This window comes from Algibacter sp. L1A34, from assembly GCF_009796805.1.
In the GTDB taxonomy this organism is placed as follows: domain Bacteria; phylum Bacteroidota; class Bacteroidia; order Flavobacteriales; family Flavobacteriaceae; genus Algibacter.
In genome coordinates, this window is the sequence record NZ_CP047029.1 from 930,041 (window position 1) to 944,963 (window position 14,923).

The following is a 14,923-nucleotide window of genomic DNA, read 5'->3' on the forward strand; positions in this document are numbered from 1 at the left end:
GGTTTGAATTGTCGAATTCCTTAAAACTAGAAATAATAAGCTTTAACCAACTCTATATAAACCTATTATAGTAACGATGCTAAAACAGCATAGTCTTGCGTTGTTTTCAAGAATAAAAGTAATAAAACATAGAATTAACCTCTAAAAGCCAATGCTTTTGCATAAAAAAACGGTTAAAGCTTTATTGAGTTTTATCAATAAGGACTTAACCGTTTTAAGAGTTTTTAAAGTTGAAAAGAAATCCCTCTAAAAACTATGTTTTCTTTACATATTTTGTAATAATCACAATTTGTGTTGGACCTACTTTACCTTCTATAAACTCAGCATTTTCATGATCTAGTCTAATATTTCTAACAGCCGTACCTTGTTTGGCAACCATGCTAGAACCTTTCACTTTTAAATCTTTTATTAAAACCACATTATCTCCTGCTTCTAAAATAACACCGTTTACATCACGATGAATTATTTTGCTTGCAGCATCTTCATGCTCGCCTGTGGCTCTAGCTAAAGCAATGGCATCATCATCAAGATACATCATATCCAATAAATCTTTTGGCCAACCTTCATTTCTTAACCTTTGTAACATGCGCCAAGCCATAATTTGCACAGCAACATGCTCACTCCACATACTATCATTTAAACAACGCCAGTGGTTAGCATCCATATCAACATCACCATTAATTTGATCTAAACAAGTTTTACAAACTAAAACATCATTCCCTACATTTTCGTTCAACGACGGCGGAATTGTATATTGGTTTAAGTCTTCTTTTGAAGTACATAATTCGCAACTAGAATTGCTTCGCTCTTGTAATGTTTGTAAAACGCTCATAAGTATAAATTTAATTTTGCAATAGTACAGTAAAATAGAAGATTGAACAAATTTAGGTTTCTGTAATATTTTTATTAAATCAAAAAGGACGCAAGGTGCGCCCTCCCTTAAACTCAATTATCGTTATTTATTTTACTAGATCATGGATAAAAGTATACACGTAATCACCATGGACACCAGTAAAATAAGAACTCCACGTTTTTACTTTAGCCTTATTCTCATCATTCTCCGGAAAAGCCTCCGTAAACAATTCATCATCCCTATCAAACATATTTTCTAAATCACTTAATGAATCTAAAAAATATACTTCTAAATATTCCGTTTTGTCAGCACCCCAAGCATGAACATATGCCGAGTAACCTTTTATATAATCATTCTTTTGAGTAATCCCTTCGTTTCCTTCTAATCGTAAACTTTGAAACTCTTTCATTGTTCCGTTTTCGGGAAATGCAAAATGACTTTTTCTAGCATAAACCACCATATCTTTAGTTGGTTTTTCCGCTAAAAACTTAAAACCAGAAAGCGGCATATAAATTTCGTCCGAATGCTCATTGGAATAATACGAATTTAAATTTTTTAAGAATGCCTTCCGCTCATCTTCATCCGGCCAAGCCTCTTTTTCCAACTCTATGCTTCGTTCGGCTTGTTTCTCAATATCTTCCCAAGATGCATAACTAAAAGAACTTACTATCTCTGTATTATCTGGTGTTAGGTTATGCAAATATGTTGAAGCGCTCATAATATATTCATTCTTCATCGTTACTTTCTCGAGATACTCTTTTTCGGCAACTTTCCATTCACTCATTTTAAAATCCTCCTTGTCCATATCCCAGTGACTTTCTGTCACCGTAATATACTTTACTTCTTTTTTTTCTTGTGCTTGGAGAGTTGTTGCACAAAACAATAATAACACAACAATTGTAGCGAATAATTGATTCGTTTTTTTCATAATCTGTTAATTTTAAAGTTAATATAATGGTTAATTAATTACGACTTTAAGATTTAAGGGTGTTTAGATTATGCTAGTAAATATGTAAGGGAGAGAGAAATAGATGTTGCCAAAATACAAAAAAAACAATTGATAATCAAAGCTTTAAGTGAAATTATAAAGATTCACGCATTTTTTTACTCATACCTTTTAGAACCATATCGTAGGAATGATCGATAAGCTTGAAGATAAATTCAGGTGATAATTCACCTTCGTGAATATAAATAGTATTCCAATGTTTTTTACTCATATGAAACCCCGGACGGATGCTTTCATGTTCTGCACGTAATTCTTGGGAGTATTCTGGATCTGCTTTTAGATTTATTGATGCCTCACCACGCTCCCATTTTGATAATCCAACCAAAACAAACATTTTACCTAATACTTTGAATACTAAAGTATCTTCATCAAACGGAAAATCCTCGGTAGTTCCTTTCTTTTCTAGGCAGTAATTACGGAGTTGCTCGATATTCATTTTAATGGTTTTAAGTTGAACTCATCTAGGAGTTTACAATTCGATAGGCTAGATATTTAAACCATATCATTTCAAAATTCGCTCCATTACTTTTTCTGGATTCCTCAATGCCGTATAACCAAACTGCTTATACAAACCATGAGCATCGGCCGTCTTTAACATCCACACTTTGCATGATTTTAATTCTTCAGCTTCATGAATAAATTCAATTAATTCTTTTGAATAGCCTTTGCCACGATGTTCTTTAAGAATAAAAACATCCATTAAATACGCGAAAACAGTATAATCTGTAGCTATTCTTGCAAAACCAATTTGCTTATCATCAAGATATACACCAAAACAAAAACAATGCTCTATAGTTTTTTTAACCTCAGCAACTGTTCTACCTTTTGCCCAATAGGCATTGGTTATGAAGTGATGAACAACATCTATTTGAAGTTTACTTTTATCTGTTGAAATTTCAATCATTATTAAATAATTTACTTGATCAACTTTTTACCTTTTTCTTCAATTTTTAAAGCCGAATAATCCAATTCCCATCCAATAGTTTCCACAATGGTTTCCATAAGTAAAATGGTTTCTAAGGCTTCCTTTTGCGCAACTTCAATAAGTCCACTTTCAGGTACTTTGTCCTGAATATGAAGTTTGGCTTCTTTATGTAGACCTGTTAAATCTGATGCTTCAAACCTATTAAAAATCCCGTCAGATTTATCGTAATAATTCAAATTAGTCTCAATAGATAAAATTTCAGGTTGCGGGAAATGTTCTAAAATAATCTTCTTACTTTCAGTATCTGCCCTTAATTCAATTTTAGCTAAATCGTATCCTACATGCGCTTTGGCATTAATGATAACTAGTGCTTTTTTTCGACTACTTACTAATTTTAAAAAACGCTCTTTAACATCTTCATAATGATAAATTTCAGCAAAATCACCTTCAACTGTAATAAACTTACACACCTTTTTAATCTTGTCTAGCAACAAAACAGACTGCGCGTTTACTAAGCTTTTCTTTTTAAGCGACTTGGTATAAGTTACAACACCCATTGTCGCCAAAATTCCGATTATTATGCCTAAAAATGCTTCCATTAATTCGTTTTAGTTTTCTCTTATGAAATCAATTTCTGTTCCAAAATTTTTAAACTGACTCTACTTTGTATAAAACAGGCTTACTTGGCGTTGCATCATTCTCAAAAGAAGCAATTTGTAGATTCAAAAAATACTCGCCATCCTCTACACGGTTTTCCACGTAAACAAATTCGGTTATTGTAGCATCCATTCTTAATTTCCCTTTGGTATTCCAAAAAGCATTATGTGCCAAAAGTTCGCCTTCGTCCTTTTCTTTATCTACACTCGGCAAATCTACCAATAAATGTTTTACACCTTTTTCACGCAAGTAAATAGCGGCTTCCTCTAATATATATGTCGGGTTTGTATTTGAATATTGTCGTGATAATTTCCCTTTAGTATTTGGTAAGGTACGAATAACTACAGCATCACGTTTTTTATTTCCTAATGCATATTGTAGTTGCTTTTTAGAAATAACAAAATCGTCATCTAAACGCTCTGGAGCTACAGTAATAACTTCTGCCAAAAAGAAAAATTGTTTTAAATTTTGGTTAATAGAATGCACTTTTTCGGTAATATGCCCAACACATTCGGTATGCGTACCGTGAGCATGTGGATTAAAAATTATATTATTAAAATTAATAGCCGCGCCATCTTTTACACTAGCAACCCATTCGCCATCTTTAGCAGGCTCAATTTTTGGACCGTCTATATACCAAGCATTCACACTCTGTTTTGACGCTTCAATTGCAATCGAAATATCTATTGGTTTTGTTAAATCTATTTGAAGTTTTCTTGAATTATATTGAATTGTTGTTTGCATATCATCAAATATAGTTAAATCATAAATAATTCGGAAGCAATTCCGTCAACAAGAAACTTCCCTTTTTGAGTTGTTTTTAGAATTTGGTGACTAGCCTTACTTTTTAAATCGGTATCCAATTTACTCTGAGCTATTTGCTCGTTTTCATTCGAAATAACTAACAAGCCTTCTTTTATAAATTTATTTGAATATTTTTTTAAATGCTGAAGAAATACGTCTCCAAATTCAACCTCAACTCTATTAAATGAAACACCCCAAATGGTTCTCAAACCCGTCATCACATACTCGTTAAATTGATCTTTTTTAGAAAGTATTTCTATCGTGTTAGGCAATTCATTTTTTTGAATGGCTTGTATGTATTTTATGTTATTTGAAACATGCCAACTACGCTCATTTCCATAAAAGGAATGTGCCGATGGGCCAATGCCTAAATAAGGTTTCCCTTGCCAATAACTTGTATTATGTTTAGAGAAATAATCGGGTTTTCCGAAGTTTGAAATCTCATAATGCACGAAACCTTGAGCCTCAATTTTTTCAACTAAATGATTAAAATGTTCTAAAGCCAAACCTTCGTCTATTGGTGGATAGCTGCCGTTCTTAACAAAAGTATCTAATGCCGTTTTTGGCTCTACAGTTAAGGCATAACTCGAAATATGATTGATTCCAAAACCAAATGCAATTTCTAAATTCTTATCCCATTTTTCCAAACTCATATTTGGAATACCGTAAATTAAATCGATGGTTATATTATCAAAATACTGCGTAGCTTCCTCTAGGCAACGCTTTGCTTCTTCAGTATTATGAGCACGATTCATGCTTTTTAAATCGTCTTCAAAAAAAGATTGAATACCAATGCTTAAACGGTTTATTGGGCTTTTAGCAAGCTGAAGAATAACCTCAGTTGATAAATCGTCTGGATTAGCTTCTAGTGTAATTTCCGGATTTTCGAGAACATCATAATTCTCATAAACAGTATCTATTAATAATTGAATTTCACTAACCGTTAACAAGCTTGGTGTTCCTCCTCCAAAATAAATGGTTTCAATGGTAAAGTTTTCTAGTTTATTCTTTCTTAATTCTAACTCTTTCACCAAACATTGAATTAATTCATCTTTCTTTTTTAATGAGGTTGAAAAATGAAAATCACAATAAAAACAGGCTTGTTTACAAAAAGGTATATGAATATAAATAGCGCCTCCTTGCCTTTCCGATGCCTCGGAATATTTAATGTTATGGGTTTCTTTCGTATTTAACACTTTATTTTTTTAAAGTTCTTTTAGCAACTCTAGTTGCATTCTGTTTTACAAAAGCATCCCAACCCGTGTAACTTTTACCAATTTCTACCCGACCGGAATTATAAAAATGACAGACAGCTGCTGCCAACCCATCGGTTGAATCTAAATTTTTTGGAAGCGTTTTTAAACCTAATAGACTCTGAAGCATTTTAGCAACTTGTTCCTTACTAGCATTTCCGCTTCCAGTAATAGCCATTTTTATCTTTTTAGGTAAATATTCTGTAATAGGAATTTCGCGGCTTAAACCTGCTGCCATTGCAACACCTTGAGCTCTACCCAACTTCAGCATACTTTGTACGTTCTTACCGAAAAAAGGTGCTTCAATAGCTATTTCATCTGGGTTATGTGTGTCTATAAGTTCGATGGTACGCTCGAAAATGAGTTTTAATTTTAAATAGTGATCGCTGTATTTTTTTAAATCCAATTCGTTCATTTGAAGAAACTCCATGTTCTTTCCAACTACTTTTATTAACCCAAATCCCATAATGGTTGTACCTGGATCTATCCCTAAAATAATTCTTTCTGGTTTCATTGTCCGCAATATTTACAACCACTTAACGAAATAGACGCGCCAACTGTTATGGTTAATAAATTTCCATTAAACGATCCAAAACCTTCGTTAATTGGGTTAAAATCTTTTCCGAATCCTAAAATATAAGAAGTATCTAAATACAACGATAATTTATCCGAAACGCCATAATGAAACTCTACGCCTGCCATAGCATTTAAGAACGTCGTTTTATTTTCACCATAATCTCCCAATGGCTTTATTATTGAAATACCCGGCCCTGCATGTAAAAACGTTCCAAAGTTATTATATAGGCCTAGCAAGTTTGAAGCATTATAAACCAGTTGCGCATTTATACGCGTATAGTTTGTTTTAAATTCTGGTGTGTTCTTAGCATTTGAAAACCGATTATAACCTAAATCTAATTTCGCTCCAACTAAAGAGTTAAACATATACTGCAAACCTAAATTAATGGTTGGAAAATTAACAGAATTAGCTTCGAAATTACTAACAAAACCATTACTAGACGGACTATTAACCCCCAAAGCAAATTGTGCTTTAAACGTACTCGTATCGCTTTGAGAAAAGCATAAAGTTGCAAAACAAATTAAAGATATTGCAATTAGTTTATGTTTATTAAATTTTAAAATAGGAACCATGTTATAATATTAATTTAATTTGCACTTTATTTATCGTGATAAGGTATTAAACAACCAACGAGGTTACTTAAAACTTATTGGATAACTATTTCAATAAAATGTTACCACACAAAACTAAACAATTCTTTTTTGTACTCATTAAATTGAGCATAGTTGTTGCTGCATTTTATTTTATTTATCATAAACTGGTAAATAACAACGAACTTAGTTTTTATGATTTTAAAGAAAATATCATTAAAAATGATGCGTTTTCACCTAAAATCATCATTTTCTTAATCCTTTTAAGTAGTTTTAATTGGTTTTTCGAAATTCTAAAATGGCAAAATTTAGTTTCAACTCAGGAAAAAACAAGTTTTAAACAAGCTACAAACCAAACTTTAGGATCTTTAACAGCATCTTTAATTACACCCAATAGAATTGGTGAATACGGAGCAAAAGCAATGTATTTCACTAAAAATTTACGCAAACGTATTATGCTTGTTAATTTAATTGGTAATTTACAACAAATGAGTGTTACTGTTGTTTTAGGAATTATTGGGCTTTACTTTTTTGTTTCCAAATATAATCTCGATTTAAACTATTATCGCTTATCAAAATATACTACTATTGGCTTTGTATTAATTTGTTTAATCATTTTTATTCTACGTAAAACGAAATTCATCTTTAAAGGATTTTCTATTGAAAAACTAAAAATGTTTATTCTTAATTTTCAAAAAACAAACCTATCAATTGGTTTTTTATTATCCTTTCTACGCTATGCTATTTTTTCATTTCAATTTTACTTTTTATTACAATGTTTTCATGTTGAAATTGATTATTTTAATAGTATGATTGGTATAACATCTATGTATTTATTAGCATCTATAATACCAACAATATTTATATTCGATGTTGTAATTAAAGGAAGTGTAGCTGTTTATTTATTCTCTTTTTTAGGTGTAAATGAACTAATTATTCTATGTGTAATTACCATAATGTGGTTGCTAAATTTTGTATTACCAAGCATAATAGGTAGTTTTTTTGTACTCCGTTTTAAAATGCCAAAAACCATAATAAATTCATGATTTTAACAAGCATCATTATTAGCATTATTTATCTCGCTTTAATATGGCGTTTTACTTATGGTTTTGATAAAGTCTTAACCTTTAAATTAACGGATTTAGCATCAAAAACACAATTTTCAATACTAATTCCTTTTAGGAATGAAGCCAAAAACTTATCAAGCCTTCTGCTGTCTTTAGAAAATCTAAACTACCCAAAACATCTATTTGAAATCGTTTTTATTGATGATGACTCAACTGATTGTTCTGCTGAAATTATAACCCAATACTTCAATAAAAAACAACAAAAATTTAAGATAATTGGTAACGACAGACAAACAAATTCACCTAAAAAAGATGCTATTACAACAGCTATAAAACAAGCTAAACATGAGTGGATAATTACTACCGATGCCGATTGTTCGCTACCAAAATACTGGCTTGATAGTTTTGATGAGTTTATACAAAAAACAAAAGCAAAATGTATAGCCGCCCCAGTTGCTTACAGTAAGCAAAAAGGTTTTTTAAATCGTTTCCAAACCCTCGATCTTTTGAGCTTACAAGGGGCAACTATTGGCGGCTTTGGGATAAAAAAACCTTTTTTATGCAACGGTGCTAATTTTGGTTATACAAAAACACTTTTTAAAACTGTTAATGGTTTTGAAGGCAACACCAATATTGCAAGTGGCGATGACATCTTTCTACTAGAAAAAGCTGTAAAAAAGCACCCTAAAAACACGCATTACTTAAAATGCAAGCATGCCATAGTAAAAACAAATGCGCAACCTAGCTGGAGTAGTTTAATAGAGCAGCGCCTAAGATGGGCATCTAAAGCAAGTGCTTATAATAATTTCTTTGGTAAACTTACAGGGCTTATTGTTTTACTAATTAACACCTTAATTATTTCTATAATACTGCTATCGTTTTTTGGATATTTTCCTTTAAAAACGCTATTCTATATTTTACTAATTAAATTTAGTATCGATTTTTATTTAATACATAAAACAGCCTCGTTTTTCAATCAAAAATGGGTTTTAAAAAGCTTCATTCCAACTTTTTGTATATATCCATTTTTTAGTGTTTATATTGCTTTTTTATCGATTTTTAAAACCTATAAATGGAAAGGGCGAGAATTTAAAAAATAGACCACGAACCTATCTTCTAAATTGAAAAGAGTATTCTGAAACATTATTTTATGTTAATAATGATTGGTAATTCAAATTCCGTTTTAACTTGTTGTCCGCGTTTAGTTGCAGGAAAAACTTGAGGCAAGCCATCTAAACTTTTATAAAGTAACGATTCAATTTCTGGAATTTCATGGTGTGTTAAGGAATCTATTTTAGCATTTCGAAGTTTTAAATCCCCAGTTTCCGAAACTCTAAAACTTAAAATAATAGTATCGCTAATATCATGAGTAACTACAATTTTTTCTTGTTTTAAAAACTCCCAAATATGCAAAGTTAAAACACTCTCGAAACAAGATTTCCTATCGGTTTTTGTTTCAATCGAATCGCACTCCGAAAAACTGGGATAAGCATCAACATCACTCCAATTAAAAGTTTGTAGTTCCTCTTTTAAAATAGCTTCTGATGATGTTTTTTTCACATTAAAATACTCGCAAGAGCAGAGCATTAAAACAGATAGAAAAACACAAATTTGTTTCATAGATTAAAACTAAAGCCGAAAAGTACGATTTTTTTGGTTTTTAAACTCTTTTTGTTCAAAATAAGGCACTTAATAGCGATGTATGGCATTTTATTTCAAAAATTAGAGCAAAATAAAAACCGAAGCTCCCACTTCGGTTTTAAAAATAGTATTGATTTTTTTTTATTCCTGCACCTGAAAAACTATTGGTAATGAATAAGGTACATTTACCTTTTTACCTCTTTGCTCTCCGGGAATCATTTTAGGTAGTGTTTTTATAACTCGAATGGCTTCTTCAGATAATGCTGGATGCGGTGCTCTTGCTCTAACATCGACAATATCGCCTTTATTGTTTACCTTAAAAATAACATTAATGCGTTGTCTACCTTTCAACCCTAGATCATCAGCTAAATCAGTATTAAAATTTTGAACAACTAATTGTTGAACTCCTTTGGACATACACGCTTTTTTATCAGCGTTAGACTCTAAATCTTCGCAACCTGGAAACACAGGTACTTGATCGATAATTCCGAAAGGTATTTCAACATCATTTAAAACATCAGCAAAAAACGGATCATTAAATCCATCTTCACTAGTTAAAATTAATAAACCTTTTAAGGCTTTTGTTTCCGCTTCGCTAACTTCACCTTTAGCCTGAATTTGCTCAAAGACATAAGAAATTTTTTCGGTTAGTTTGGTTTCATCTTTATTTGCTATAAATTCTTGCACATCATTTACCAACGAACTACTTAACCCAGAACCTTTAACAGTTTGAAGTAAAAGATCTAGTCCTTTTTCTTCCTGATCACTAATATCACCTTGAATTTGTATTTGATATTTTACTTCGTTAACTGTTTTAACTAACTCTGTTTCTTGATTATTGTCAGGACTAATTAATTCGGGCACTTCTTTCTCTCCAGTATTATCAGCACACGAGGTATAAACCAGCATACCGAAAACCATAGGAACTAACAGTGCATACTTAAATAAATAAACTTGTTTTGATTTTGATTTTTGTAACATAACGATTCGTTTTTTGATTAATGATTGATTAAAAAATGGATTGATGAATGATATTTTTTCGGTTTCAAAGACTTGAGCCAATAAGTTTTGATAATAAGTTGACTTCCCTTCTATTTTAGCAGCTTCAGCATCGGCGATAAACTCGTGCAGTTCTGTTATTCTATTTTGATAAATATAAATTAATGGATTAAACCAAAATAAAACACGCAACAACTCAAAACACATTAAATCTAAACTATGCCATTGCTTTACATGTATCTCTTCATGTTTTAAAATGATTTCTTTTTCATCTTTATTAAGTATTTCACCTAAAAAAATGTATTTAAAAAATGAAAACGAAGCACTACTGTTTAAAAGTTTAACGATAATAAATTGGTCTTTATACTCCTTAGGATTTGAGTGAATTAACCTTACAAGTTTACTCAGCTTATAGATAAACAATAACACCACTACTCCAACACCAACATAAAATATTAATTCTAAAACAGAAAAGCTAGAAGGTAAAATGGTTTCATTTATTTGTTCGGCTTTAACATTTGCTTGTGTTTGCCCTAAAATAACTGCAGGTAACCTAATGATATAATTTTCTGGAACAACATTTTTGAAACTTTCAATCTTCACCAAAGGGAGTACTAACGATATTAATGCTGTAGCTAATAAATAGAATCTATTCCAGTTAAAAAAGGTTTCTTTCTTTAAGAATACATCGTAAATTAGTAAAAAGAATACCTGAAAAGCTATAGTTTGAATGATGTGGTGTATCATGATTTATCCTTTTTATTAATCTCGCTTAGTATAGATTCCAGCTCATTTAAACTGATATCATTTTTCTTCATAAAGAATGACACCATACTTTTAAATGAACCTTGAAAATAATTGTCTACCAATTTATTTATAGATTGGTTACTATAGTCTTGCTGTTTCATTAACGGAAAATATATATGGCCTTTCCCTGCTTTTTCATAATCTACAAAACCTTTACTTTCTAAAATCCGAACAATAGTTGATACCGTATTATACGCTGGTTTTGGTTCTGGAAACTGCTCTATTATAGCTTTTACATTGGCTTTTTCGAGTTGCCAAAGTATTTGCATAATATCTTCTTCTGCTTTAGTAAGTTGTTTCATTTTTATAGAAATTATTTATTCAACTAAAAACTTAGTTTCACAAATATAACTAAAAACTTAGTTCAAACTAATTTTTTAGTTTAAAAATGTAACATTTGGCATGGTATTTCGTCTTATTATTATAAAACATAACACTTTATATGGATATTATTTTAATTATTATTGCATCTCTTTTTATAATACTAGGTATTATTGGCAGTTTTTTACCAGTTTTACCCGGGCCAGTAACAAGTTGGTTTGGGCTTTTAATAGCACATTTTACAGATGCTGTGCCTATGAACAAATCCTTTTTAATTATAACTTTACTTATTGCTATTGCAATCTGGGTATTAGATTACATTATTCCTGTTATAGGTACAAAACGCTTTGGAGGCACAAAATATGGAGTAATTGGTACAACGGTAGGACTCATTGTAGGCTTAATAGCTCCTATTCCTGGAGGTATTATTATTGGCCCTTTCTTTGGAGCATTAATAGGAGAACTTATAAATAAAAATGATGCAAAAACCGCAACGAAGGCCGCATTTGGATCGTTTATAGGCTTTTTAACATCAACTTTTATAAAATTTGTTGTTGCTATAATTTATTTAGGTCTCTTTATTGGAATACTAATTGATTATGGTAGTGCTATTTTTACTTACTAAAGTTTTAAAATGAAGAAACCCTGTGGGTCTCTCACCTCCACAGGGTCTATGTAAATTGCTATTATCAACAAAAAATTGAGGGATTAATTAATTTTCGAAGTGTTGATACATCAAAGATAAAAATATCTTTTCTTTTCAAACTGTGGGAAACCCGTAACAGACTTACGGGTAAATAATACAAATCAAGTATAATCATGCTTACGGGCACAAAAAAAAAGTAAAGTTTTATTAAAAAACTTATAATTTTAACATTTTTGTAAGAATAACTATACGAAACCTTTTTTTCTTGCTTCATTCAACAAAGTCTCGTCTTGACCGTCTTGCACTTCAAAAATATCTCTCAACTGTCTTTTACGTTTTTCTACTGCACTTAAAGAGATATCTAAATGAGATGCTAAGTTTTTAGTTTTTATACCTTGAGATAATAAATGAAGTATTTTCCTGTTTTTATCATCTATTACGATATCACTAACGATGGATTTTCGAATATGATTATTAACCGTACCGCTATAAAATGGAGGATTATTAATTACCGCCTGAAACGCACTAGCTAATTCACTAGACGTTAAATCACTTTTTATTAAAAATCCTTCTGGATCTATAGTCTTTATAATATTATGAATTCTAAAAGACTCATTAAACATGGTTAGAATAATAATTTTAGCGTCTGGCAGCACTTTTCTAGCATACTCAGCTAAATCTTCACCAGAACTCATAATTCCATCTTTAGATGGTGGTATACTAATATCAACAAATAGCACATTATAAGGTAAACCTGCTGCAACCGCCTTATCCATATACATAATCGCTTCGTCGCAATTATTTGCAATATCTATTTCTAATTCTTGGTTCTCTTTTTTAGTAAAAAGCAATGTGTTTTGATACCCTTCAATAATCATAGGGTGATCATCAATCATTAATAGTTTTAATTTTTCAATCATTTTTTTTGGTTAAAGCATTGGCACTTCAATTACTACAGTTGTTCCTTGGTTTTTAATCGAAGTTATTTTTAATATGCCGTTAATATCGTTTATTCTTGAATTCATGTTTTTTAAACCAATACCAGACCTTGCTTTTCTTACATCATAACCTGAGCCGTTGTCTTTAATAGACAAGCAAATTACGTCATTTTTTAATTTTAAACTAATATTTACGCTTTCAGCATTAGCATGCTTGTAAATATTATGTAATGTTTCTTGGATAATTCTGTAAACGTGTATTTTCTTTTTATTATTAACATCTTCCCAACTTATGGATTCATCATAATCTAAATTATAACTCAACCCATAGGCTAATGTTTGTGTTTCTATAAGTGTTTTAATGATATCTATAAATCCGGAACCAGAAACAAAATCGGTATTTAACTCATGAGACACCTTTCTAATTTCATCTTCAATCGTTTTTAACTCAGTAATATATAAATCCCTAGACTTAACAGCCTCATCACTATTATTTCTATTCAAACTATCTAAACTTAAACGTGTTCCAAATAATCGTCCCAAAACACCATCGTGAAGTTCTTGAGAAATACGCCTCTTTTCTAAATCTCTAGCTTCTTCTATACTTTCATTTTGAGAAAGCATTAAGTTATAAATTTCCTCATTTGTTTCTTGTTGCTTTTGAACAAACTTCAATTCAATATTTTTATTTCTTTGAGTTATTACGAGATATAATAAAAAAGAAGAAATCACGACAACAACCGAAATAATAAATAACCACATACGTTCTTTTGTAAGCTGGATATTTTCTTTCTCTTTCTGACCTGTTTCAAAACGGATTCTTGCAAATCTATTTCGAATGTTACGTTCATTTTTTTGTAGACTATCACTCAATTTAATATAAGCATTGAAGTATTCTACGGCCTTGTGATCTTCTTCTATTTTAGACAGTAAGAGTAAGGATTTTAATAAATCGTCTGTGTAGTATTTTTCTGAAATATTTTTTGCCTTATAAGCGTAATATTTAGCAGAATCAATATTTCTTTTATTATCGAAGTAATATTCTGACAAATGCTGGTTGATAATTATAGAATAGTAATCGTCTTTACCTACGCTATTACTAACTTTTAAGGCTTTGAGGTATAACCCAGGAAGTTCTCTCAAGTTACCCGAAAGAAATCGTGTATGCGCATAATTATCAAGCACTAATGAAAATATCCGTGGACGTTCTTTAACAAGATCCTTATTGGATAAAATTTCACTATAATAATTTAGTGCTAGGTTATACTGCTTATTCTTTTTATAAGTATTGGCTAAGTTGTTTTTAGAAGCATCAATACTGCTTTTAACATTTAACCTATATTTTAATTCGAGTGCTTTTTTATTGTATTCTATTGATTCATCAAATTCATCGAGTTCTTTAAAAACAATACCTAAATTATTATAAATATAAGACTTTACTTCTGTAACCGATCTGGTTTCATAAAGAGGCTCTAATAAAGCTATAGCTTCAAAACTAGCAACCTCACTCCCTATAAAATCCTTTTCATTTTTTAATATAACAGCAATACCATAAATAGTACGCGCTAATTTAAAATTGTTACCTAAGCTCCGATATATTTTTTCAGCTTTTTGGTAGTAAAAGTATGCACTATCGGCGTAGGTCGTGCTCTTTCTAAATGTATGCGCTATTAAATAATGGGTATCCGCTATTAAAGAAGAGTCTTGTTTTTTAATATTAAAAACGGTTTTCTTTAAGGAATCTATTTCTAAAAATGCATCTTCCTGCTGGCAAAAGGAAAAATTACAGATAAATAATATTATAAATATACTGAGTCTCAACAATAATGCATTTTATGA

General features: G+C 30.8%; 17 protein-coding genes. 3 read left to right on the plus strand and 14 right to left on the minus strand.

Features of this window, described 5'->3' with window-relative positions; translation table 11 throughout:
• Window positions 1–253 precede the first annotated feature (253 nt).
• The 9 genes from GQR97_RS04080 to GQR97_RS04120 form a co-directional block, all read right to left on the minus strand.
• Complete coding sequence (locus tag GQR97_RS04080; RefSeq protein WP_158845676.1) at window positions 254–832, minus strand: PhnA domain-containing protein; 579 nt, start codon at window positions 830–832, stop codon at window positions 254–256.
• Between the two features lie 127 nt (window positions 833–959).
• A complete protein-coding gene (locus tag GQR97_RS04085) occupies window positions 960–1,781 on the minus strand; it encodes a hypothetical protein (protein WP_158845679.1) in 822 nt (273 codons plus the stop codon).
• A gap of 154 nt (window positions 1,782–1,935) precedes the next feature.
• Complete coding sequence (locus GQR97_RS04090) at window positions 1,936–2,295, minus strand: MmcQ/YjbR family DNA-binding protein (protein WP_158845682.1); 360 nt, start codon at window positions 2,293–2,295, stop codon at window positions 1,936–1,938.
• Between the two features lie 66 nt (window positions 2,296–2,361).
• Window positions 2,362–2,763 carry a GNAT family N-acetyltransferase gene (locus tag GQR97_RS04095; protein ID WP_158845684.1) on the minus strand — a complete coding sequence of 134 codons (402 nt, stop codon included), beginning with the start codon at window positions 2,761–2,763 and terminating at the stop codon, window positions 2,362–2,364.
• A gap of 11 nt (window positions 2,764–2,774) precedes the next feature.
• The gene (locus GQR97_RS04100; RefSeq protein WP_158845687.1) at window positions 2,775–3,383 is read right to left on the minus strand and encodes a DUF4230 domain-containing protein; all 609 of its coding nucleotides are present in this window, start codon (window positions 3,381–3,383) and stop codon (window positions 2,775–2,777) included.
• Between the two features lie 49 nt (window positions 3,384–3,432).
• Window positions 3,433–4,185: a cyclase family protein gene (locus GQR97_RS04105; RefSeq protein ID WP_158845690.1), complete on the minus strand. Its 753-nt coding sequence runs from the start codon at window positions 4,183–4,185 to the stop codon at window positions 3,433–3,435.
• 14 nt (window positions 4,186–4,199) lie between these two features.
• Complete coding sequence (gene hemW / locus GQR97_RS04110; protein ID WP_158851580.1) at window positions 4,200–5,414, minus strand: radical SAM family heme chaperone HemW; 1,215 nt, start codon at window positions 5,412–5,414, stop codon at window positions 4,200–4,202.
• Between the two features lie 28 nt (window positions 5,415–5,442).
• On the minus strand, window positions 5,443–6,012 hold the full coding sequence (gene ruvC / locus GQR97_RS04115) for a crossover junction endodeoxyribonuclease RuvC (protein WP_158845693.1): 570 nt from the start codon (window positions 6,010–6,012) through the stop codon (window positions 5,443–5,445).
• Window positions 6,009–6,647 (minus strand): outer membrane beta-barrel protein, encoded by a 639-nt coding sequence (locus GQR97_RS04120; protein ID WP_158845695.1) that lies wholly within the window; start codon window positions 6,645–6,647, stop codon window positions 6,009–6,011. The genes ruvC and GQR97_RS04120 overlap by 4 nt, the downstream gene beginning before the upstream one ends.
• A 98-nt stretch (window positions 6,648–6,745) precedes the next feature.
• On the opposite strand from GQR97_RS04120, the gene GQR97_RS04125 reads away from it, so the two are divergent.
• Together GQR97_RS04125 and GQR97_RS04130 are read left to right on the plus strand one after the other, a co-directional pair.
• Window positions 6,746–7,711 (plus strand): lysylphosphatidylglycerol synthase domain-containing protein, encoded by a 966-nt coding sequence (locus GQR97_RS04125; protein WP_158845697.1) that lies wholly within the window; start codon window positions 6,746–6,748, stop codon window positions 7,709–7,711.
• A complete protein-coding gene (locus tag GQR97_RS04130) occupies window positions 7,708–8,832 on the plus strand; it encodes a glycosyltransferase (protein WP_158845700.1) in 1,125 nt (374 codons plus the stop codon). Before GQR97_RS04125 ends, GQR97_RS04130 begins: the two co-directional genes overlap by 4 nt.
• 43 nt (window positions 8,833–8,875) lie before the next feature.
• Here GQR97_RS04130 and GQR97_RS04135 read toward each other — a convergent pair whose 3' ends face one another.
• The 3 genes from GQR97_RS04135 to GQR97_RS04145 all read right to left on the minus strand — a co-directional run bounded on the left by GQR97_RS04135 (window position 8,876) and on the right by GQR97_RS04145 (window position 11,481).
• Window positions 8,876–9,352, minus strand: a complete 477-nt coding sequence (locus GQR97_RS04135) for a hypothetical protein (RefSeq protein ID WP_158845703.1) — start codon at window positions 9,350–9,352, stop codon at window positions 8,876–8,878.
• Window positions 9,353–9,514: 162 nt separating this feature from the next.
• Window positions 9,515–11,119 carry a M56 family metallopeptidase gene (locus GQR97_RS04140; protein ID WP_158845706.1) on the minus strand — a complete coding sequence of 535 codons (1,605 nt, stop codon included), beginning with the start codon at window positions 11,117–11,119 and terminating at the stop codon, window positions 9,515–9,517.
• Window positions 11,116–11,481: a BlaI/MecI/CopY family transcriptional regulator gene (locus GQR97_RS04145; protein WP_158845709.1), complete on the minus strand. Its 366-nt coding sequence runs from the start codon at window positions 11,479–11,481 to the stop codon at window positions 11,116–11,118. Before GQR97_RS04145 ends, GQR97_RS04140 begins: the two co-directional genes overlap by 4 nt.
• 140 nt (window positions 11,482–11,621) lie before the next feature.
• Here GQR97_RS04145 and GQR97_RS04150 point away from each other — a divergent pair, with 140 nt between their 5' ends.
• The gene (locus tag GQR97_RS04150) at window positions 11,622–12,125 is read left to right on the plus strand and encodes a DUF456 domain-containing protein (protein WP_158845712.1); all 504 of its coding nucleotides are present in this window, start codon (window positions 11,622–11,624) and stop codon (window positions 12,123–12,125) included.
• Between the two features lie 266 nt (window positions 12,126–12,391).
• Here GQR97_RS04150 and GQR97_RS04155 read toward each other — a convergent pair whose 3' ends face one another.
• Together GQR97_RS04155 and GQR97_RS04160 are read right to left on the minus strand one after the other, a co-directional pair.
• Entirely contained in the window at window positions 12,392–13,066 is a 675-nt protein-coding gene (locus GQR97_RS04155) for a response regulator (protein ID WP_158845715.1), read from the minus strand.
• 9 nt (window positions 13,067–13,075) lie between these two features.
• On the minus strand, window positions 13,076–14,905 hold the full coding sequence (locus GQR97_RS04160; RefSeq protein ID WP_158845718.1) for a tetratricopeptide repeat-containing sensor histidine kinase: 1,830 nt from the start codon (window positions 14,903–14,905) through the stop codon (window positions 13,076–13,078).
• Window positions 14,906–14,923 lie beyond the last annotated feature (18 nt).

Bases quoted from the DNA above. Each gene is read 5' to 3' on its own strand.
- GQR97_RS04145 (WP_158845709.1), bottom strand. From the start codon at position 11,481: ATGAAACAACTTACTAAAGCAGAAGAAGATATTATGCAAATACTTTGG.
- GQR97_RS04125 (WP_158845697.1), top strand. From the start codon at position 6,746: ATGTTACCACACAAAACTAAACAATTCTTTTTTGTACTCATTAAATTG.
- GQR97_RS04155 (WP_158845715.1), bottom strand. From the start codon at position 13,066: ATGATTGAAAAATTAAAACTATTAATGATTGATGATCACCCTATGATT.
- GQR97_RS04135 (WP_158845703.1), bottom strand. From the start codon at position 9,352: ATGAAACAAATTTGTGTTTTTCTATCTGTTTTAATGCTCTGCTCTTGC.
- GQR97_RS04095 (WP_158845684.1), bottom strand. From the start codon at position 2,763: ATGATTGAAATTTCAACAGATAAAAGTAAACTTCAAATAGATGTTGTT.
- GQR97_RS04140 (WP_158845706.1), bottom strand. From the start codon at position 11,119: ATGATACACCACATCATTCAAACTATAGCTTTTCAGGTATTCTTTTTA.
- ruvC (WP_158845693.1), bottom strand. From the start codon at position 6,012: ATGAAACCAGAAAGAATTATTTTAGGGATAGATCCAGGTACAACCATT.
- GQR97_RS04150 (WP_158845712.1), top strand. From the start codon at position 11,622: ATGGATATTATTTTAATTATTATTGCATCTCTTTTTATAATACTAGGT.
- GQR97_RS04100 (WP_158845687.1), bottom strand. From the start codon at position 3,383: ATGGAAGCATTTTTAGGCATAATAATCGGAATTTTGGCGACAATGGGT.
- GQR97_RS04080 (WP_158845676.1), bottom strand. From the start codon at position 832: ATGAGCGTTTTACAAACATTACAAGAGCGAAGCAATTCTAGTTGCGAA.
- GQR97_RS04120 (WP_158845695.1), bottom strand. From the start codon at position 6,647: ATGGTTCCTATTTTAAAATTTAATAAACATAAACTAATTGCAATATCT.
- GQR97_RS04130 (WP_158845700.1), top strand. From the start codon at position 7,708: ATGATTTTAACAAGCATCATTATTAGCATTATTTATCTCGCTTTAATA.
- GQR97_RS04105 (WP_158845690.1), bottom strand. From the start codon at position 4,185: ATGCAAACAACAATTCAATATAATTCAAGAAAACTTCAAATAGATTTA.
- GQR97_RS04090 (WP_158845682.1), bottom strand. From the start codon at position 2,295: ATGAATATCGAGCAACTCCGTAATTACTGCCTAGAAAAGAAAGGAACT.
- GQR97_RS04085 (WP_158845679.1), bottom strand. From the start codon at position 1,781: ATGAAAAAAACGAATCAATTATTCGCTACAATTGTTGTGTTATTATTG.